Origin of the sequence: Leeuwenhoekiella aestuarii, from assembly GCF_004104055.1 — a bacterium.
Classification (GTDB): domain Bacteria; phylum Bacteroidota; class Bacteroidia; order Flavobacteriales; family Flavobacteriaceae; genus Leeuwenhoekiella; species Leeuwenhoekiella aestuarii.
Window position 1 is genome coordinate 308,267 of record NZ_QOVJ01000004.1, and the last position, 22,539, is coordinate 330,805.

Sequence of the window (22,539 nt, forward strand, 5' to 3'; positions counted from 1 at the left end):
GTTTTATTGCTTTGATAACTGTATCTTTTGACTCCTAATTTATTAGACCTTGAAATATTTTATTTACACCTTTTTTCTAACCCTTTTTTTAACGCAAAATCTGATTGCTCAGGATTATTATTTTGAGCATTATACTGTAGAAGATGGTCTATCGCATAATACGGTTTTATCTTCTTTACAAGATTCAAAAGGTTTTTTATGGTTTGGTACTAAAGATGGTTTGAATCGTTTTGACGGTTATTCTTTTAAACGTTTTCAGTATAAAACAAATGATAAAAAACAACTTTTAGGTAATTACGTAGAATCACTACTAGAGCTAGACGGACATATTTATGCCGGTACAGATAATGGCTTATTTCAGTATGATTATAAGCAAGAGAATTTCACTTTAATTGAAGGTACTGAAGATATAATCATACACGATATCGAATCTGATAGCTCGGGTAATCTCTGGTATATAGGCAACGGAACGATTTACAGATTCAATCCCGCTACAAAAACAACTATAAACTTTCCTCCCAGTAATTACTTCACTTGTACACAGCTTTTACAAACGCCTAACGGGGCTATCATTGCTGCAGGTTTAGATGAACTTTATCTCTATGAAGAAAGCAGCGATTCTTTTAAAAGCTTAGGCTTTAAAATACCCAATGTCTTATTGTCTGCCTTTAACATCAACGCACTTCTTATGCTTAATGAAGATGTGATATTGATGGGGACACATAATTTTGGAGTGCTTTCTTTTAACCTCAAGACTAAAGAAACCGAACAGTTTTTACCGGTTGAAAATCCGTTTTATATTCACAGCCTGGCGTTACGTGACAACAAGGAACTCTGGGTCGCTTCAGAATCTGGTATTCACATTTACAATTTAGAAACTAAAGAGTATACCAACCTTACCAAAAATTACAACGACCCGTATGCCCTTTCTGATAATGCCATCTACACCTTAACCATAGATAATAATGACGGTATCTGGGCCGGCACTTATTTTGGTGGAGTGAATCATTACACTCCTACTTCTCGATTCTTTAAAAAGTTCTTTCCCAAGCCTGCCGAAAATTCAATTGTAGGTAATGCTGTTAGAGAAATTAAAGCAGACCATAACGGCAATATTTGGATAGGTACAGAGGATAATGGCCTTAGTAAATACAACCCTAAAACGGATACATTTACAAACTTTAAGTCTAAAGAATCCGGTGGGATCTTAACGCATCACAATATTCATGCATTAATGCCTGATGGTGATCGCATGTGGGTGAGCTATTTTGACAACGGTATAGACCTCATAGACATCAATACCAACCGGATTTTAAAACATTATCAAGTAGGTACTCTGGGCAAACAACGTAATAATTTTGTATTCAGTCTGGTCAAAACAAAAGAAGGAAAAGTCTATGCTGCGACAGTGCGTGGTATCAAAGTATTAGATCCCAAAACTGACCAGTTTATTATAAGCGATTATTTTCCTGAAAACTACCATTATACTTCTTTTATTGAAGATTCTCGAGGTGTACTCTGGGCCGGTACATATTGGGATGGCATCTATTATTACAACCCTAAAAATCAAGAAAAAGGATACTATCAGGAGGAAAATTCAAAAAACAGAACAATAAGTCACAATCACATAAATGGTATTTATGAAGATGCCTCGCAGCGCTTGTGGGTTACAACAGAAAATGGATTAAATCTTTACAATCCAAATTCACAGGAATTTAAAACCTATACTACTCAAGACGGTTTTCCCAGCAACGTCTTCTATGCAATTCTAGAAGATGACTCGGGTAAATTATGGACGACTACTTCTAATGGACTAACTTCATTTGACTCCGACTTTAAAAATTTAAATACCTATACTAAAGCACAAGGATTATTGGGTAATCAATTTAATTATAACAGTGCTTACAAAGATCCAAATGGGCGTATTTATCTGGGAAGTGTGAATGGGATGGTTAGTTTCAATCCGTCAGAATTTATGGAAAACAGCCTAGAGTCACCCTTATACCTCACTGGCTTACAGATCAACAACAAAGAAATTTCGGTAAATGAAACGGATAAAAATCCCATTTTGCCAGAATCTATCACAACATTAGATAAACTCAAACTAGGTCCTGAAGACTCATCCTTCAGTATCAATTTTGCAGCATTGGGTTATAATGCCCCTCAAATGACACAATACTGGTACAAGTTAGACGGCCTGAATACAAACTGGGTTGCTCTAGGCACCACAAACACCGTACACTTTACAAAACTGAGCCCAGGCGATTACACGCTACACGTAAAATCGCAAAACAGTAATGGAGTTTGGAGTCAGGAAACAACTCCTTTACAAATTGAAATTCTCCCGCCGTTTTATCTTTCTACCCTTGCATTTGTAGTGTATGCACTCTTTATAATACTGCTTATTGCTGTTGCTTTTCGCGTATATCATCTTTATCTGGCGCGAAAAAATAACCGTCGCATGAAACTTGCAAACGATAAAAAAGAAAAAGAAGTCTATCAGGCTAAAATTGAATTCTTTACCAATATTTCTCACGAGATACGCACTCCCTTAACCCTGATTAAAAGTCCGTTGGAAAAGATCTTAAACAATAAAAAAGCATACCCTGAGATCTCAAGTCATCTTTCCATAATGAATAAGAATACCACGCGTATTCTGAATCTCGTGAACCAGTTATTGGATTTTAGAAAAACGGAAATTGAAAATATGAGTCTCACCTTCGTTCAGACTGACATCTCACAACTGGTACGTAAAACAAAGAGTAGGTTTACGGAAGCTATTGCAGATAGAAATATGGAACTGCATCTGGATATTGAGGACAATGTTGTCGCCTTTGTAGATGCAGAAGCGCTTAAGAAAATAGTGAGCAATCTCATTAGTAATGCTCTAAAATACGGAGATAAACAGATCTATATCCAACTTAAAAAAGAAGCGATTCATTTTACAATTAGTGTTAAGAACGACGGGTATATCATCCCTGAAACAATGAGCAAAAAAATATTCGAGCCTTTTTATCGCCTTTCTGAAGGCGAGAATCAATCAGGTACTGGTATCGGTTTATCGCTTGCGCACTCGTTAACCGAGATGCACGACGGCAGTCTTAAATTGGTGACTTTAGACAAAACCTTAAATACATTTGTGGTGCAGCTTCCTATTCATCAAAAAAATCATTTTGAGTTGTACGATAAGAAAACTCCAGAACAAGAACCAGTAGTTATTCCCAAAAAACCTGAGAAACTAACTTCAGGAACTAAACCGGTTATCATAGTCGCAGAAGACAATAAGGATCTGCGGGACTTTGTAGCAAAAGAATTGCAGGAACACTACAAGGTTTACACTGCAGAGAATGGGGAAATCGCTTTAAATCTTTTAGAAAAACATAGCGCGCACCTTGTTATCAGTGACATTGCTATGCCGGTGCTAGATGGTTTTATGCTTTGCAAAGAAATTAAAACAAATATTGAAACCAGTCACATACCGGTTATTTTACTCACTTCTAAAAACGCGTTATCTGCAAAAATAGAAGGATTAGAGAGCGGTGCAGATGCTTATGTAAGCAAGCCATTTTCTGTAGCTTTTTTAAGTAAACAGGTTGAAAATCTCATCGAGAACCGAAAGCATATTATGCAGCATTATGCCACGTCTCCACTCGCACATATGCGCAGTATTGCAAATACTAAAACCGATGAAGCATTTATTAAAAAGTTAGACGATACCATTGCTGATAATATGGCAGATTCTAATCTCAACGTAGAAACGCTAGCCGAAATTATGCATATGAGTCGCTCTACTTTATATAGAAAAATTGCTGAAATCACCAACCTCAGTCCTAACGAACTCATCAACATTTCTCGCCTGAAGAAAGCCGCAGAATTACTCAAAACGGAGAACTATAAAATCTATGAAGTCGCAGAAATTGTGGGTTATAATTCAGCAACGAGTTTTGGGCGTAATTTTCAAAAACAATTTCAAATGACCCCAACAGAATACCTCAACAGTGATCAAATTATAAACTAATTAAAGCCCGGTAAAACCGGGCTTTTATTAGTTTATAATGCTATTCCTCTTTTATAAAAACATAGTCTCTTAAATCGCTTTGGCGTAAACCTTCAAGCAGTTCTGCTACGGTAAGTGCGTTGAGTTTGGCTCCTGCTTTGTTGGTATGCGTGTGATCATCTGGGAAAAACACAGCAACACTGTCTTTTCCAATCGCTTCGTATTTCTGTGCCACCGCTTCATTCAGATCTAAAAAATAACCGCCGGTTTCATCCACAGCTTCTTTAGCCCAGGTGCCGTAAGTGCCAGATGCACGGTCTAATTTGCCGTCAGACCAATCGTTACGGGGTATCATACTTAGCACGATGGGTGTTGCTCCAGCCGCTTCGGTTTCTTTGATGTATTGCTTCATATACCAGCCGTAGGTATGCACGGTTTCGATACCGCTGCTGTCCCGCTGTACGTCCTGTGTATCATCTCCCATTCCTTTGAGGGAACCGCGGTATTTTGCTTTATCAATATTTCCGCCATCGTTATGACCAAATTGCATCAACACAAAATCTCCCGGCTTCAGTTGAGACTTTACCGCATCCCACAAGCCCTCGTATCTAAAAGTGCGGCTGCTTCTCCCTCCCCGGGCTTTATTATAAACCGTCATTCTGGTGGTATCGATGTGTTGGTGTAAATAAACGCCCCAGCCGGTTTTACCATCCTGACCGTTATCTGCAACCGTAGAATCCCCAATGACGAATAAATTTCGCTTTCGCGGAAGCGTGATTTCAGGATCCTCCAGTAAATAGTTTTTTAACGAATTATCGCTTTCTGCCAGTCCTTCTGCAATCAGCGATGCCGCAAGCACTGCTCCTTTTGCCGAAGTATGCGTGTGATCGCGCTTATAAAACAAATGTCCGGTAACCTGATCCTCTCCACGGGCTTCCATTGCCGAAGCCATTTTATCATTCAAATCGATAAAAGTGACGCCTTCTTCTTCGGCGATTTGTTTTGCCCAGCCCCCATACGAATCGGCATTGCGCGGTACTTTACCAGTGCTCCAGTCGTTACGCGGTATAGGTGCCATAATCACCGGGATGGCCCCTTTTGATTTGGCTTCTTTCACAATTTTACGCAGGTACCATCCGTAACTGTGCACCACTTCGTGCTCCCCGGTGAGCATATTATCAATTTCTTCAGTCTCCTCGCCTGTTCCTTTGATGGTTCCGCGAGCACGCGAATCGTCATTTAAGGCGCCATTATCATTATGCCCAAACTGAATCAACACATAATCGCCCTTTTGTAAACTGTCTAAAACCGGCTGCCACAGTCCTTTGGATTGAAAGGTGCGACTGCTCGTTCCGCCCAAAGCGTGGTTTTCAACAGCTACCTGAGTGGTATCGAGAAACTGCCCGATATAATCTCCCCAGCCCCAGAGACCACCATCGCCTTTGCCCTGCCCGTTCTTTACTGTAGAATCTCCTACACAATAGACCGTAGGTTTTTGGGCATTCACTCCCTTACAGTTGAGCATAAAAAGGGATAGGATCACAAGACCATATACTTTAAAGCAATTCATAATTCCGTATTTAGTAATCATTTTTTATCTAGCTTCTTTGTTCTCTATTCTTTATTCTCATGCTAAAAGCTCAGTATCTCATTTCTCAGGTCTAACGTCTCAAGTCTAATTTCTATAGTCTCACCTCTATCACCTATTCCCTAAAATCAAACCACAAGTTCATCGAGATTCCTTCATCACCGCTTTTGATTCTAATATTTGAAGGCTGACTGCTGGGCCCTTGTTGTTCCAAAGGTTTAAACGCACGCTGCCCGGGAATTTCATACATAAACGAGATGTTCCCATCCGGAAAACCAGGCTGAAAATGACTGCCTTTAAATCCGTTTTTGGCTTCATCGGGTGTAAACAGGCGCAGGAATAACTTATCGCTTTCGCTAAAGACTTTAAAACTGTTATCGCCGGCTTGTAGGTTGCCCCCTAAGAAATTGGCGTAATAGCCTTTAAACTCTGGATAAACCAGATTCTCAAAACGCTCACCGGTTATGGTTGTGTTGTATTCTTTTTCCCAAATTCCGTACTCAATACCCTGCAGGCGATTGCGCCAGGTGTGATACGGTCCGCGGCCAAAGAGTGTAATCCCCTCAACCCCTTCTTCCGGGAAATCAAACGTGATCCCAAACGTATCGATATCTCCTTCATAAAAAGCGCCGTCAAAACCGCTGCTTCTTCCGGCGTTTTTTAATGCGATGAGTTCCATATGTACGCGGCCATCCGCATACATCGTCCATATGATGTGATCGATTCCCCCATTGTAATCAATACGGCAAACAGCATGTTGACCCTCTTGTGAAAGGGTGACCTTATCAACTTCAGCTTTCATCCCAATAGGTTGCGGACCGTTTACAAATGGTATTGAACGCTTTCCATCTTTAATATCGGTGATATAACCAGTTTGGGCATCCAACTGTAGACTTAATGCTCCTGCACGAAGTGTGACAACGCTACCTTGCCTGCTACCGGTAGCAGCTCGAGTGCTTTCACCAGCATATACAAATTTTTCAGCATAATAATCAGCTTTATGAATGGGCCAGGTCCAGGTATAAATCTCGCGACCGTGTGGATCTGTCGCCGTGATCTCCAGCCAATCTCCGTAAAAAAAGTCGGGTGAAACAGGGATCTGTAGTTTTCGGGTTTCTCCAGGCAAAGCATCGGGCACTTCAATACTACCCGAATCGACGATATGGGTTTCCGTTCCCGGCTGATAGAGGGATTTGGCATCAGCCTGTATCACGCGATAGTTCATGCTTACCGTATTCAGGTTACTAAACAGGTAGTCATTGGTTACCAAAAAGCTTCCGTCAAAGGTTTCGCTTATGGCTTTGGGCTTAAATTGTACGGGAGCCCAAACTTCTTTTACGGTATAAAAACTACCCTCTTTCTCACGATGTGGACCTAAAACGCCATCTGCCGCCAAACTGCCTTTGGAATCAAATTTCTCATCTCCCGTCCAATCAGAACGTAAAACAGCTTCATCTACAAAGGCCCATATAAATCCACCGGCAAACAACGGACTCTCGCTGTAGTGTTCCCAAAAATCTTTGAGTCCGGCTCCTATCCCGTTATCATAAGTTCCGTGCATAAACTCGGTGGGGAAGAACACATTTTCGCCATTCCCGAAGCGGTGTACACCGGTTAAATACGTAGGGTAGTGATGCGTATCCCAACCGTTAAAATCAGACCACGGGTGGATCACGATGCGGTTTTGAGGATCGTGCTTGGCAAACTCGTCGTCCAGTTCATAATTCCAGCCGCCTTCATTTCCCTGATCCCAGATAATTACGGAAGGATGGTTGACATCGCGGTCTACCATCTCTTTGATGAGTTGTTTCCCGGTCTCGGTATTATACGGATTTTGCCAGCCTGCGAGTTCGTCTAAGACAAAAAGTCCGAGTGAATCTGCTACTTCCAGAAAGTGATCATCGGGCGGATAGTGAAACCGCACAGCATTCATATTCATATCTTTGATCAGGTTCACATCCATCACGCTGATGCGCTTGCTAGTGCTGCGGCCTCCTTCCGGCCAAAAGCTGTGCCGGTTGATGCCTTTCATTTTGATCTTGGTTCCGTTTACGTAAATCCCGTCCCGCTTTCTAAAATCAAGAGTTCTAAAACCAATGCGCTCGGTAATCTCGTGAATGGTTTTTCCGTTTTGTTGCAATTGCAGGGTCAAGGTGTACAGATTCGGATTTTCAGGATCCCAGGTTTTGACCTCGTCCCATTTAAATTGAATTTCTTCCTCCGCTTTTCCACTCAACTCACGGCTTTGCGCTTCAAATGTTCTACCCGCTCCAGAAAGTGGTTTAATACTTGCCCGAATACTAAGTTTTTTAGAGGGATTTGATAATTTTAAAACGGTCTTGAGACCGCCGTTCATTTGGGCATCTACGGCTACGTGATTGATATGCGTTTTCGGCTTGATCTCCAACCAAACCGGACGGTAAATTCCACCAAAAAGCCACCAGTCTGCCTTCCGCTCTGCGTTATTCACACTTCCTATTTCAGAGTGTTTCCACACGTGCACTTCAAGAAGATTTTCTGCTCCAAATTTTACAAAATCGGTAATATCGTATTCAAACTCGTAAAAACCACCGTGATGTTTAGGACCAACCACTTTTCCATTGACGGAAACTTCGGTATCGGTCATCACGCCACCAAAATGTATCGTAACAACTTCCCCCTTTGCAGATGCCGGCACTTCAAAATTAAGCTTATAAAAACCCTCTTCTTTGCTGGGCTCTTCTTGCTCCAGTTCTTTATACCAGCGGCCGTAAGTATACTCACCAAAACCCTGCAGCTCCCATTGTGAGGGTACCTCGATGGTAGACCAGCTTCCACTGTTATTCCCTCCCGAAACTTTAAAATCCCAGGTTTTGGGATGTTCAAAATCAGTTCCCGAAAGCCAGATTTTATCAGTTTGCTGAGCGATACAGCTTATAAAGCTGAAACAGTAAAGACTAAATACAAGAAGATTTTTTTTCATAAGTGTTGTTTAATTACCGTCTGGTTTTTCAATTTGAAAACGACTGCTAAACGGTATCGTATAGCTGCCTGCAGAGTTAGGTTGAGAAGGATTGTAGTCAGGGGTTTCCGAAGCAATATATTTTTTCAATTCAGAGTCCGAATTTCTAATAGCATTTGCCACAGCAAGCGCGATCTCGTTTGCTCCAAAGTTGCTAAAATGCGTGTTATCTTCCAGATCCTGTGTTTGCCCCGGAAAAATATTTGCTGCGTACTGCACAAAGGCTTTTCTGGAAAGTTGCGGCCCCCAGGCTTCATACATCTGGGTCGTTATCTGAGTTAAGTCTATCAAAGTAACGCCTTCATTCTCTGCTACTTTACGCATCGCATCGGGAAAATCACCATGCGTTGGTTTTAAGTTTTTACCGTCAAAAGACCTGCGTTGTGTAGGAGAGATGAGTATGGGAGTAGCTTCTTTCTCTTTGATACGCTTAATAAAATCGGTCATGATTTCAGTGTATAACCCCCAGGCACCAGTGCCTTCGCCTTTGATCTTTTCGTCATTATGACCAAATTCAATGATCACAAAATCTCCGGGTTTAAGCCGACTTAAGATCTTGTCAATTCTGCTTCCTCTAAAGGATGCCAGAGATGCTCCCGAAGAAGCCTGATTAGAGACCGCAATGTTATCATCTAAATATGCAGTTATGAATTGCCCCCAGGAAGCCCAGGGCTCCACATCCTGATTGGTAACGGTAGAATCCCCTGCTAAAAACAAGGTTTTCAAACCATTAACTTGTTCTATTTTCAAAGATTCAAGAATACTGTTTCCTAAAAATTCAAGGGTGAGCTTGTGATCCCAGTCTAATTTACCCAACTCGCGATCTTTAAGAGCAACATCGTATCCCTGAGCTATTTTAGAGTTGAAAACATTCACCACAAAACTGGTCGTAATACGCTTATGGGAATCTATTTTTAATCGCGGAATAAACAGGCGCTTCGATTCAGCTTTTACCGTCGTTTCAGTGTTCTTTCCTGAAAGGATAAGGGTCACTTTATAGGTTCCTTCCGGCAGGTTTACAGAAAAATAAATAGGCCCGGAAGCTAGCAAACCTTGCTTCACAAATGAAGTTTTATAAGCGGTCCCAAAATCAAAACCATACCCAATTGCGGCGTTATACGGTAACGTGCTTGTCAGGTGGATCCCAGCTTCTGAAGTTTTTTGCGAACTAAAATTAAATGCGTAATCGGTTGTATTCTGGGAAAAACAGGTCCCAATTATTAAGAATATAAACCAGCAAATATTACGCATTTCGTTGAAATTTCAAGATTTGCTTTAAAAATACAATATGGTATAGAAAGTACTATCCTGCACTATGATGATATACCTATTTATATAGCTTTATAAGACTCTAGACTGAATTGCGTTCTATGTACTTAAAGACGTTTTTCACTTGCTCCTTCTTATTTTTTAAAACCATATAGGCAGCGGTCTCGCCCATAGCCTTAAAATCAGTACTGATCACTGTTATTCCCAGCAATTCTTTTAAGGGAGTTTCATTATAAGAAATCACCCCGATATCTTCACCCATCACGAGATTACGACTGCGTATCTGACGAACGAGGTTAACAAGGTCCATTTCTTCAATAGTGATATAGACATCTTTACCCTCAAACTCCATATCATCATAAATCTCATTGAGCACTTCGTACTCAAAATCATAGTTCATACAAAATTGCCTAAACCCATGTAATATTCGTCGCGGATAGGGATGGATCAATTTTTCCGGATAAACCAGAATCAGGCGGTCGTACTTCTTGAGTTTTGCTATCCCTTCTATAAGGGCATTGTAGATATCTTCTTTAAAATCCTGATAGATTGACCCGTAATTCCCTTTGATCTCTGGTTTGGTATTGTCTACCATTAACAATTGGTCTTTCGGTATCAGCTCAATGGCTTTTAAAACTTCAGGAGTAAAACTCACATGGTTGAGGTTGTTATCTTTAAAATGCGGCATGATAAAGTAATAGTTATAAGCGCCGATATTCTTCTCGATAGCGTTGACAAACAAAGACTCTTCGCAATGATAAATAGATAGGTTTACGTGAGCATTTACACCCAGGGTATTTACAAAATGATTGTAAATGATCATCTTATAAGAACTGGGTTTATTAATCAGAAAAAAAACATTGATCTTCGATATCAATTCAGTTTTTGCAGTGTAATACCCCTTCCCTTTTACCGAGATGATCACCTTGCGTTGTTTAAGAATTTTATAGGCTTTTTCTACAGTATCTCTGCTTAAATAAGCGGCTTCACTCAGCTCATTTATAGAAGGGATTTTTGCCCCAACTTTTAATTTTCCCTTGGCAACATCATCTATAATAGAATCAACAATTTGCTTGTATTTAGGTATTCTGGATTCTTCATTGATTTTAATTTCAACATTCTGAGACATATTTAGAGAAGTATCTGTTTGTTTGTGTTTGGTAAATCTAATCAAAAGAAAAACGTATTAAAACAAATATGTTGCAGTACAGCACAGGATGGCTTCCTTCTCGTTAACATATAATTTTGAGAACAGATGCTTTAACCTTTACAAACTAAAAATGGAAAAAACTTTTAGCCACGTAGATTATCTTTGGGATGAACAAAAAGCTGCAGAATTAGGTGACGATCAGGTTGCTCTTTTTCTCTATCGTTCAAACATCCTTGGCGCAGATTTAAGAATTACAAATTATGGCGGCGGAAATACCAGCTGCAAAACCATAGAGAAAGATCCACTTACCAATGAAGATGTTGAAGTGATGTGGGTAAAAGGTTCTGGGGGAGATATCGGTACACTAACCAGACAAGGCATTGCAGGTTTATATACAGAGCGTCTGAGAAACCTTAAAAATGTGTATGGTGGGCTTGAAGATGAAGATCGTATGGTAGGACTTTTTAACCACTGTATTTACGATCTGGATTCTAAAGCACCATCTATAGATACCCCACTCCACGGATTACTTCCTTTTAAACATATAGATCACCTGCACCCTGATGCCTTGATCGCAATTGCAGCTGCAGCAGACAGTGAGCAAGTGACTAAAGAAATTTGGGGAGATACTATGGGTTGGGTGCCTTGGCAACGTCCTGGTTTTGACTTGGGACTTCAACTGGAAAAATGCCTGAACGAAAACCCGGGTATTCGTGGGATCGTTTTAGGGAGTCACGGCTTGTTTACTTGGGGAGATACCTCTTACGAATGCTACATCAACAGTCTTGAAGTTATCGAAAAAGCTTCTTCTTATATCGAAGAAAAAGTAAAAGAAAAAGGCAGTGTTTTTGGCGGCGAAAAAGTGGTGAGTTTACCTATAGGAAAACGCAAAGATCAGGCAGCCAAGTTAATGCCTCTTTTAAGAGGTTTAGCCTCTTCTGAAAATAGAATGATTGGTCATTTTACAGATACTGAAACGGTGATGCAGTTCATCAACAGCAATGATCTGGAACGCCTTGCACCTATGGGAACTTCATGTCCTGATCATTTTTTACGAACTAAAATTCAGCCGTTAATTCTCAATCTGCATAAAGATGATGACCTGGACGATACGGAAGCCGTTTTGGAAAAACTGAAACCTTCTTTTGAAAAGTACCGTCAGGAATATAAAGACTATTACGAAAATTGCAAGCATGACAACAGCCCGGCAATGCGTGACCCTAATCCGGTGATCATAATATATCCGGGGGTGGGTATGTTCAGCTTTGCTAAAAACAAGCAGACTACACGAGTAGCAAGCGAATTCTATATCAATGCGATCAATGTGATGCGGGGTGCAGAAGCTATTACGAGCTATACGTCTCTTCCGCGTCAGGAAGCCTTTGATATTGAATACTGGCTTCTGGAAGAAGCAAAACTGCAACGCATGCCAAAAGAACAACCGCTTTCCCGTAAAGTGGCAATTGTAACCGGTGCTGCCGGTGGTATTGGTAAAGCGATTGCAAATAAACTGGTCGCAGAAGGTGCCAATGTGGTACTTACTGATATGAGCAAAGAAGCTTTACAAGAAGCAGTTGCTACTTACAAGAAAGATCAGGTCGCCGGTGCTGTCTGTGACGTGACTAACCAGAATGCAATTGAAAATGCCTATAAAGATGCCTGTCTTGCTTTTGGTGGTGTAGATATCGTGATTCACTCTGCAGGGCTTGCAATCTCTAAACCTTTAGAAGATACTACTCAAAAAGATTGGGATCTACTTCAGGATGTCCTGGTAAAAGGACAGTTCCTCATGGCCCAGGAAGGTGTTGCCATAATGCGCAAACAAGGTCTGGGTGGTGATATTGTAAATATCGCCAGTAAAAACGGACTCGTTTCAGGACCTAACAATGTAGGGTACGGTACGGCTAAAGCTGCACAGCAACACATGACACGTTTGCTGGCTGCTGAATTAGGACCCGATAAAATACGAGTGAACACCGTGAATCCGGATGGGGTTATCGTAGGTAGCAAAATCTGGGAAGGTGCCTGGGCAGAAGGCCGCGCCAAGGCCTATGGTATTGAAGTTAAAGACTTACCTGCTCATTATGCAAAACGCAATTTACTGAACGAGATCATCCTGCCAGATGATATTGCAGAAGGTGTTTTTGCATGTGTGGGAGTACTTCTTAAAAGTACGGGTAATACCATCAATGTAGACGGGGGTATGGCCAATGCTTTTGTACGCTAATTTTAATTGAATGGTTTAAGATTAACAGAAACTCCGGTGTCTTTGAAGATTCCGGAAGTTTCTGCTAATTTTCAGCATCCTAAAATCCGGTTATGAAAATTCAAAAACAACAACTCGAAGACCTGAATAAATCAGGAATTTCAGATCATAAAACTAAATTTGATTTTCTCACTCAATCGTTGTCAAAAGACGGTACAGATGTAGAAAACATCATCAATAAACTAGCCGAATTTCAAGTAGCCATACCCAGTTGGGCGTTGGGTGCCGGAGGAACACGCTTCGGAAGATTCTCTTACGGGGGTGAACCGGCTTCTTTAGAGCAAAAGATTGAAGACATTGGCTTGATTCACAGCCTTACTCAGACCGCCGGGGCTGTTTCCCTTCACATTCCCTGGGATGTACCTAATGATTACCAGGCGATCAAAGAGCTTGCTGCGCTTAACAAGATCAAGTTTGATGCGGTGAATAGCAACACCTTTCAGGATCAAAAAGATCAAAAGGAAACCTATAAATACGGTTCGCTGAGTAATACCAGTGCAGCGGTACGGGAGCAAGCGATTGCACACAATAAAGAGGTGATTGAAATTGGTAACAAACTGGGCTCTAAAAGTCTTACCGTTTGGTTAGCAGACGGAGCTTCATTCCCGGGGCAGAACAATTTTCAAACAGCTTTAACCCACACCCAAAACAGCCTGATAGACATTTATGAAGATATGCCTGCAGACTGGAAAATGTTCATCGAGTATAAACCGTATGAGCCTTATTTCTACAGTACGGTTATTCAGGATTGGGGTACTTCACTAATGTTAGCAAACGGTTGCGGTGAACGCGCCTATACCTTAGTTGATTTGGGGCACCACTTACCGAATACCAATATTGAACAGATCGTTTCAATTTTAATGCTGAAAGGTAAACTGGGAGGCTTCCATTTTAACGAAAGTAAATATGGGGATGATGACATCACCGTAGGGAGCATTAAGCCCTATGCCTTGTTTCTTATTTTTAACGAACTCGTGTACGGCATGCAAAACAATCCACAAAACCCGGAATTGGGTTGGATGATCGATGCGAGCCACAACCTTAAAGATCCGTTAGAAGATTTAATTCAGTCATTAGAGGCGATCCAGGAAGCCTATGCCAAGGCGTTATTGATCGATCAGAATGCTTTACGAGCTGCACAGGAAGCACATGATGTAACACGTTGCCAGGAGATTTTGCAGGAAGCCTATCGTACCGATGTAAGACCGCTCGTACGGGAAGCCCGTTTACAAACCGGTGGGGTGATCAATCCTATTGCTGCCTACCGAAAACTGGAAGTACGCGAGCAACTGATCAAAGAGCGGGGTAAGAACACCATCGCTACAGGACTTTAATTCCGAAAGAAGCAGTTGATGAAACAAACAGTAACGGCTATTTTTGATATCGGTAAAACCAACAAGAAATTCTTCCTTTTTGACGAAGATTTTCAGGAGGTGTATCGCGAATATGTGCAGTTTGACGAGATCGAAGATGAAGACGGACATCCCACCGAAGACCTTTCCGCGTTGCGCAACTGGCTAAAAACGGTTTTTGACCGCATCCTGAAGACCGAGAAATACAATATTAAGGCCATCAACTTTTCGTCTTACGGCGCCAGCCTGGTGCATCTGGATGAAAACCGCGAGGTAATTTTCCCGATGTACAATTATACCAAAAGCATTCCGCAGAAAATCAGTGATAGCTTTTATGAAAAATACGGCCCGGAAGCTGATTTTCATCAACAAACGGGTTCATCAAGCTCCGGAATGCTCAATGCCGGGATTCAATTGTATTGGCTCAAAAACACCAAACCGGAAGTTTTTAAAAAGATCAGATATTCGTTGCACCTGCCGCAGTATTTGAGTTTTGTGTTTACCGGAATTCCGCTAAGCGAATACACCAGCATAGGGTGTCATACCGCTCTTTGGGATTTTGAGAAAAAGGATTATCACGATTGGGTTTATGCCGAAAAACTGGATCAAATCCTGCCGCCCATCGTTTCTACCGAAACGAGCATCAATATGAATTACAACGGCAAGCGCATTAAAATTGGCGTGGGTATTCACGACAGCTCTGCTGCCCTCCTGCCCTACGTGCGCAGCCTGAGCAAACCGTTTATCCTGATCTCGACAGGTACCTGGAGTATTTCGCTCAACCCGTTTACCGATAGCCTGCTAACCGCCAAAGATGTTGCAGACGATTGCATCAACTACATGCGCATCAACGGCAAACCTGTAAAATCGGCGCGGCTGTTTCTGGGAAATGAATACAGCATTCAGGTTAAAAAGTTGGCGAAACACTATGGTGTTGAAGCTGATTACCACAAAACCGTAAAATTTGATCCCGAGATACACTACGAGATCCACAAAGACTTTGAGCAGCTTTTTAACTGGGAATCAATTGATGTTCCCAATGTGCCACACAAAACAACATTAAGATATACTACTTTTGAACACGCGTATCATCACTTGATGGTGGAGCTCGTATTGCTTCAGGTCGCGAGTATCAAAAGTGCCAAAGGCAGCATGGCTATCGAAAAGCTTTTTGTGGACGGCGGTTTTAGCGATAACGAAGTATATATCCAACTGCTTTCGCATCATTTTAGAGCGATGGAATTGCGCACCACAGATTCCTCACTGGGGTCTGCCCTGGGCGCCGCGATTTGCATCTCTGATACGCAACTGAATTCAAAATTTCTCAAGAAAAACTATTCGATGAAGAAGCATATTCCCTTCATCGCAAAATGAAAATTATGACCAATTCTTTTGACACCGCGTATCCTTCTGTAGATGATTTAAGAACCAAAGCAAAAAGTCGGGTTCCGGCCTTTGCCTTTGAATACCTCGACGGAGGTTGTAATGAAGATGTAAGCATCAAGCGCAACACTTCTGAAATCCGTGACGTGCAGTTGCAACCCCGTTACCTCAACAATTATGGCGAAAGCGCTACCAAAACCAAAGTACTGGGAATGGAGTTTGATGCGCCTTTTGGCATCGCTCCGGTAGGCCTTCAGGGGCTGATGTGGCCCAACTCACCTGCTATTTTAGCTAAAGCTGCTCACAAACACAACATTCCGTTTATTCTGAGTACGGTAACCACAATGGATATCGAAAAAGCCAGCGAACTCACCGAAGGCAATGCCTGGTTTCAGTTGTACAATCCGGTGGAAGACGCGGTGCGCAACGACATTATTGACCGTGCTGAAGCCGCCGGTTGCCCGGTTCTCGTACTGCTGTGCGATGTGCCTACCTTTGGCTTTCGCCCAAGGGATTTTAAAAACGGATTGGCGCTTCCGCCTAAAATGTCTGTTAAGAATATCATGCAAATCCTGGGCAAACCTACCTGGGCGTACAACACACTCAAATACGGTCAGCCTACTTTTGAAAACCTAAAACCCTACACCCCTGAAGGCTTGAACCTAAAGCAACTGGGCGCGTTTATGGACCGTACCTTTTCAGGCAAACTCAACGAAGAAAAAATAAAACCCATCCGCGACCGCTGGAAGGGTAAACTGGTACTTAAAGGCGTACAATCCCTGCAGGATACGCAGGATGCGATACGCATGGGCTTTGACGGCATCATCGTTTCCAACCACGGTGGACGCCAACTGGATGCCGCCCAATCGACTATAAATTCGCTTAAAGAAATCGCAGCCACCTACGGCGACCAGATCGAGGTGATGATGGACAGCGGCCTGCGTTCCGGCCCTGATATTGCCCGGGCGGTGGCTTGCGGTGCCAAATTTACCTTTATGGGCCGCTCGTTTATGTACGGCTGTGGCGCATTAGGCAATAAAGGCGGAGATCATACCATCGGGATGCTCAAAACCCAATTTAAACAAGTAATGGATCAACTGGTTTGCGAGCGGGTCGAAGACCTGCCCAAACACTTAATAACCTAAACTAATGTCACAATACAATCAGGAAGAAGAAACCATTGAAGCCATTGCCGGCGGCGAATTTGAACGCGAACGCGTACCCCAGTCCAGACTGCAGAGCTGGAAAGCCTTTTTAGGCATGTATGCCGGGGAACACGCAGCCGGAACCGAGTTTGTCATTGGCCCTCTGTTTTTAACCACAGGGGTAAGTGCTTTTGACCTGATTGTAGGCCTGCTGCTGGGCAACCTGATGGCGGTGTTGAGCTGGCGGTTTTTGACTGCTGAGATCGGTACAAAATTCAGATATACCTTATACTTTCATTTAGAAAAAATCTGTGGTACCCGCCTGGTGACCGCGTACAACCTTGCAAACGGAGTTCTGTTTTGCTTTTTGGCCGGAGCGATGATTACCGTATCGGCAACTGCGGTAGGGATTCCTTTTGATATGGAAATGCCCAAACTTACCGACACCACGCCCAACAGCCTGACCTGGGTGATCATCGTTATTGCCATTGGCGCGGTGATTTCCGTCATCGCTGCAAAAGGGTATAATACCGTGGCTAAAGCAGCCAACTGGATGTCGCCCATTATCGTGGTGGCGTTTATTGCCTGTGGGGTTGTAGCGTTGATCCAACTGGATGTAAACAGTTTTGCTGATTTTTGGAACATCTGGGGAGACGGGGGTGAACCCTTTCCGGGACAGGTAAAATATACGTTTTGGCACGTGGTGCTGTGGTCGTGGTTTGCCAATGCGGCCATGCACATCGGGATGTCTGATCTGTCGGTATTCCGCTTTGCGAAAAAACCAAGTGCAGGATGGACGACCGCCGGTGGTATTTACATCGGTCACTACATCGCCTGGATCGCTGCCGCGTTGTTATATGCGGTCTATCTTAAATCTCCTGAAGCCCAGGCCATGCTTGCCGGTGGCGAAGCACCTTCGGTAGCTCCGGGTCCTTTGGCCTACAATGCCATTGGGGTATTTGGAATTATCGCTGTGATCCTTGCGGGATGGACGACTGCTAACCCCACGATCTACCGGGCCGGACTCGCATTTCAAGCCATCATACCCAAACTCTCCACCTTTTGGGTGACCATCATTGCCGGTACCGTAGCTACGATTGCAGGATTATTTCCCGCATTTGCCATGAAGCTTTTAGGCTTTGTAGCCCTCTACGGTTTTATTCTGGCACCTATAGGGGCCATCATTGTCTTTGAATATTTCTTTGGAAAACAAGCCGGGATCCAATCCTTTTATGCCGAAAAAACCGGAATCAAATTCAACTGGGCGGTGTTTGGTGCCTGGGCCTTAAGCTTTGGCGTGTTTTACTTTATTTCGATTCAATTTGAGGTATTCCTCTCCTTCCTCACCTTACCGGCGTGGATCAGTTGTGGAGTACTGTTTTTAATCTTCAGCAAGTTTTATCAGAAAAAGCAGCGAACCGCTTAACCCCAATTAAAGAAAAACGGGTGCTCAACAGCACCTTCAAATGGTCGTTATAGTAGGGAATAACGGCCATTTCTTTTTAGTAAAAATGACAAAATAGTCTTCCGATTCTTGAAGTATCTTATGAGCATCACCCTTCAAGTCCCAATTGGAAATTCTGTTAAAACCAATCCAAAAACATTCTGATCGGTATTTTTATTTATAAGTTTGCATTATGCAGCAAGAATTAAAATCTGAAATAACCAAACAGCATATTCTACACGAAGCCTTTAAACTGTTTTATGAAAACGGATTTAAATCTACCAGTGTAAATGATGTAATGAAGGCTACAAAAATGACAAAAGGTGCCTTTTACCATCATTATAAAAGCAAACAACAACTCGGACTCGAGGTTATTCAACTAAAACTGCAACAACGTGTGTATGACGGGATGATAGTTCCCTTGGAACAACCGGGTAATGCTATCAAAATTTTAGAAGAAACTTTTTTAAATAGAATAAAGTCCTTTCCGGTGTACGATAAGAAACATGGATGCCCTATGAATAATTTCATAAACGAAATTGGCAATTATGAAGTAAGCTATCAACTAGCCTTAAAAAGTATTATAGAAAAATGGAAATCTGCCCTGGTTACCTTAATCGACAAAGGAAAAGAACAGAAAACTATTAAAAATGAAATACCGAGTGAAGCCGCAGCTGTGTATTTGATTAGCGCTTTTGAAGGAATTAGAGGAATCAGAAAAATATATGAGGATGATCGTGTGATCAATCACTATATTTCTGGTTTGTCGTTATACATCAATCAACTAAAACCCTAATTTTTTTAACCAAAAAACATACTCATAGGTATGTTTTAAAACATATAATATGCAAAATAACAGAAGAAACTTTATAAAAAACACGGCAATACTTGGAGCTACCGGAGCCGCATTTCCGGCAATGGGGTTTGAGTCAATTCGTCATGAAGAAAACGAAAAAAAGGTAGCTACAACAAGACCTAAAGTTTTGTTCTTTGATGTGAATGAAACCTTATTAGACTTAACCGCAATGAAAACAAGTGTTGGAGACCTACTTGGTGGTAGAAACGAATTACTACCCCTTTGGTTTACAACTATGTTACAATACTCATTGGTTTCTACTGTAGGAAGGCAGTATAAAGATTTTGGCATCATAGGCGCCGCAGCTTTACAAATGGTAGCTGCAAATAACGGTATTGAAGTAACTGAGAAAGAAGCACAAGAAGCCATTTTAGGTCCCATTCGGTCGTTACCTGCCCACCCGGAAGTAAAAGCTGCGTTACAGGCATTAAAAGATGCCGGCTATAAAATGGTGTCGTTCACAAACTCATCTAACAAAGGCGTACAAACTCAATTTGAAAACGCAGGCCTCACAGCATATTTTGACGAAAGATTGAGCATTGAAGATCTGGGTAAATTTAAACCAGATGCAGATGCATACGACTGGGCTGCACGAAAAATGGGGATAGAACCGGAAGAATGTTTGTTGGTAGCCGCGCATGGTTGGGATATTGCAGGTGCAATTTGGGCAGGCTGGAGAGGAGCATTTATCAGCAGACCGGGTGCACAATTATACCCGTTGGCACCAAAGCCCGAAATCAATGAAAAAGACCTGGCACGAATTGCAGAAAAATTAATCGCATTAAAATAAAAACCGATCACGATGAATGAATTGATACGTCTTTGAGTATTCCTGATTTTGCGTTACACTCGGTATTTACTAAGGGGTCAAGCAAATTTGAAATACGTACAGCTACCAAAAGAATCCAATGTAAGAGGACTAAACTGCATTCAACTTCATGATGAATACAGAGGACAGTATATAGGTAGCTGAACCTGCAAAATGGAATCTGAAAAATATGTTATCCGAAGAGCCTTTATGTCAACAGCATAAACAAAATAGAAAACATGCCGTCCCGAAACTTCGGGAAGTTCAGAATTCCACCTACTTCACTTTAAGCGACCCATTAATAGCGCACTTCAAGCCCCAATTTATCATTCCGTTAAGAGCTTAAAGGATAAACTGTTATATTTACGCAACAGATACCGCATTCGTTTACAGGAGTTTACAACTTAAAACGAAAATCCCCCCCTAAAATCACAGCGCCCTGCTGGGTGCTACGCGGTATATACGAGCAATACCAAATCAACACGATATGAAACACGTGCTTTGCCTACTCCTGTTCCTGACCGCCTCAGGGAGTTCCCGGGCTCAGGAAAACCCGGAGGCTTCTCTAAAAACTATTGACGGAATCATCAACGAACTCCTGGATCAAATCACAATCGAAAAAGGCGAAAAAATGGATACGACCGCCATTCGGAATTTATTTCACCCGGCTGCCCTATTCACAGTTGCCGATGCTACACAAGCGGAAACCGTAACGCTGGATGAGTTCCTCGTCCTCCTAAAAGATCCCTATTATGAAGCAGGGTACCGGGAACAGGAAATTCATAAAGTAGTTGATGCCTATCAGGGGATTGCGCAGGTATTCCAGACCTTTCAGGGCAAAGACTCCGAAGGAGCTGAAGAACGCGGAATAAACAGCTATCAACTCACCTATTATGCCGACCGCTGGTGGATCGTAAGCCTTTTATGGACTATAGAAACAGAAACTACCCCCATACCTAAAAAATACATTGGAAAATAGGTAAAAAGCTACCTGGCTTCTCAGTTTCAATGCCGAATAAGGAATTCCGTAAAAAGGTTCTAGGTATATAATTTATGTTTACGGGGAGAATGTAGATACTTTAACCCATTTGAAAACAGATATAATATAAGCAGTTGTGTTATGACTATGTTGACAATAACTTGAAAAAACAATGAACGAGGACAATTTAAAATACAAAAGAGCAATCTGTTTTTGTGATAAAAAAATAAAGAAAACATTCAAATGTGATTGGTTTCAAATTTTACCAATTATTAATTATGTAGATAAAGACGTTAAAACCAATCATTATCCTTTCATTCTAGAGTACACATATAATAAAAATGATATTGTACCTATATCTCAAGAAGATATCGTTGACGAAGATACTTCTGGAATTTTTTCAGAGCTAAATCACGAAAATAATGTTGTAAGGTATATTCTAAGATTATTATCTGTTGTTACAAATCATTATTTCTTCATATATGATATAACAGACCAAGGTTGGTATATAAACTTGAATTCAAACACCAGTGAGGACATAAAGTGTCAATATGGAACAAGAATTTACTATGATGAAAACTTTAAGGACGAAATGTACATTTATAAGTTTTCAGAAACTGAATTTGAAGAAGTTAATAATATTGAGCATAGCAGATATTATACACATCCAGATATTGACAATCAACTTAAAAATGAATTAACAATAGGGGAATACACAGAGCTATTTTTTGATTCACTTAAAAAATTAGATGATTTAAAAAAGCAATACTTCGATTCGGCAGTCACCTTAATTAACAATGGAATGAAAATAAGAAATGACATGAAAAGTTTAGCCTTTCTTGCTTTTATTTCAAGTATCGAAACAATGACGCACCTTGAATCTAAAATTAATAAGGAAGAAATAGAGTTTGAATGTAATTCTTGTAAAAAAATAAAAACTTCAAATTATAAATGCAAAAAATGTGGCAGCCCTATTTGGGGAATCAGTCAACAGATTAAAAACTATCTAAAAAAATATTTATCACAGAATGAGGACTTAAATAAAGTTATAAATAAGCTTTATGGAAGACGATCGCAAATTGCGCATACAGGTAATTTATTAATGGGAGATATTTTTTTTGATTGGAATAATCCTGAGGAAAGAGAAAAACATTTTACGGAATTGATAGCTGCAATGCAATACAGTAAAATGAGTTTAGTGAACTACGTACTTTATCAAAAATAATGACCACTGCCAATACCATAAATATTTCTTTGCGACTAAATCACGATTACGGAATTCACCTCTTTTTTGAATATTC

The 22,539-nt window shown here is 41.3% G+C and carries 14 protein-coding genes; 10 read left to right on the forward strand and 4 right to left on the reverse strand.

Going from position 1 to position 22,539, the window contains the following annotated elements:
- Positions 1–49 precede the first annotated feature (49 nt).
- On the forward strand, positions 50–4,018 hold the full coding sequence (locus tag DSM03_RS12880; RefSeq protein WP_128761955.1) for a hybrid sensor histidine kinase/response regulator transcription factor: 3,969 nt from the start codon (positions 50–52) through the stop codon (positions 4,016–4,018).
- Positions 4,019–4,058: 40 nt separating this feature from the next.
- Here the strand turns inward: DSM03_RS12880 and DSM03_RS12885 are convergent, their stop codons facing one another.
- The 4 genes from DSM03_RS12885 to DSM03_RS12900 all read right to left on the reverse strand — a co-directional run bounded on the left by DSM03_RS12885 (position 4,059) and on the right by DSM03_RS12900 (position 10,984).
- Positions 4,059–5,588 carry a rhamnogalacturonan acetylesterase gene (locus DSM03_RS12885; RefSeq protein ID WP_236643949.1) on the reverse strand — a complete coding sequence of 510 codons (1,530 nt, stop codon included), beginning with the start codon at positions 5,586–5,588 and terminating at the stop codon, positions 4,059–4,061.
- Between the two features lie 112 nt (positions 5,589–5,700).
- The gene (locus DSM03_RS12890; RefSeq protein WP_128761954.1) at positions 5,701–8,547 is read right to left on the reverse strand and encodes a glycoside hydrolase family 2 TIM barrel-domain containing protein; all 2,847 of its coding nucleotides are present in this window, start codon (positions 8,545–8,547) and stop codon (positions 5,701–5,703) included.
- Between the two features lie 9 nt (positions 8,548–8,556).
- Positions 8,557–9,837: a rhamnogalacturonan acetylesterase gene (locus DSM03_RS12895; RefSeq protein ID WP_128761953.1), complete on the reverse strand. Its 1,281-nt coding sequence runs from the start codon at positions 9,835–9,837 to the stop codon at positions 8,557–8,559.
- A gap of 100 nt (positions 9,838–9,937) precedes the next feature.
- Positions 9,938–10,984, reverse strand: coding sequence for a GntR family transcriptional regulator (locus tag DSM03_RS12900; RefSeq protein ID WP_128763228.1), 1,047 nt, complete (start codon positions 10,982–10,984; stop codon positions 9,938–9,940).
- A gap of 151 nt (positions 10,985–11,135) precedes the next feature.
- On the opposite strand from DSM03_RS12900, the gene DSM03_RS12905 reads away from it, so the two are divergent.
- From DSM03_RS12905 to DSM03_RS12945, 9 genes are all read left to right on the forward strand, one after another.
- A complete protein-coding gene (locus DSM03_RS12905) occupies positions 11,136–13,232 on the forward strand; it encodes a bifunctional aldolase/short-chain dehydrogenase (protein WP_128761952.1) in 2,097 nt (698 codons plus the stop codon).
- A gap of 92 nt (positions 13,233–13,324) precedes the next feature.
- Positions 13,325–14,605, forward strand: a complete 1,281-nt coding sequence (locus tag DSM03_RS12910; protein ID WP_128763223.1) for a sugar isomerase — start codon at positions 13,325–13,327, stop codon at positions 14,603–14,605.
- An 18-nt stretch (positions 14,606–14,623) separates the two neighbouring features.
- Positions 14,624–15,997 (forward strand): FGGY-family carbohydrate kinase, encoded by a 1,374-nt coding sequence (locus DSM03_RS12915; protein WP_128761950.1) that lies wholly within the window; start codon positions 14,624–14,626, stop codon positions 15,995–15,997.
- A 5-nt stretch (positions 15,998–16,002) separates the two neighbouring features.
- Positions 16,003–17,151, forward strand: a complete 1,149-nt coding sequence (locus DSM03_RS12920; RefSeq protein WP_128761949.1) for an alpha-hydroxy acid oxidase — start codon at positions 16,003–16,005, stop codon at positions 17,149–17,151.
- Positions 17,152–17,155: 4 nt separating this feature from the next.
- Positions 17,156–18,577, forward strand: coding sequence for a purine-cytosine permease family protein (locus DSM03_RS12925; protein WP_128761948.1), 1,422 nt, complete (start codon positions 17,156–17,158; stop codon positions 18,575–18,577).
- A 211-nt stretch (positions 18,578–18,788) separates the two neighbouring features.
- Positions 18,789–19,391: a TetR/AcrR family transcriptional regulator gene (locus DSM03_RS12930; RefSeq protein WP_128761947.1), complete on the forward strand. Its 603-nt coding sequence runs from the start codon at positions 18,789–18,791 to the stop codon at positions 19,389–19,391.
- Positions 19,392–19,440: 49 nt separating this feature from the next.
- Complete coding sequence (locus DSM03_RS12935) at positions 19,441–20,241, forward strand: haloacid dehalogenase type II (protein ID WP_128761946.1); 801 nt, start codon at positions 19,441–19,443, stop codon at positions 20,239–20,241.
- Positions 20,242–20,746: 505 nt separating this feature from the next.
- Positions 20,747–21,238, forward strand: a complete 492-nt coding sequence (locus DSM03_RS12940; RefSeq protein ID WP_128761945.1) for a hypothetical protein — start codon at positions 20,747–20,749, stop codon at positions 21,236–21,238.
- A gap of 172 nt (positions 21,239–21,410) precedes the next feature.
- Positions 21,411–22,463: a HEPN domain-containing protein gene (locus tag DSM03_RS12945; RefSeq protein WP_128761944.1), complete on the forward strand. Its 1,053-nt coding sequence runs from the start codon at positions 21,411–21,413 to the stop codon at positions 22,461–22,463.
- Positions 22,464–22,539: the final 76 nt, after the last annotated feature.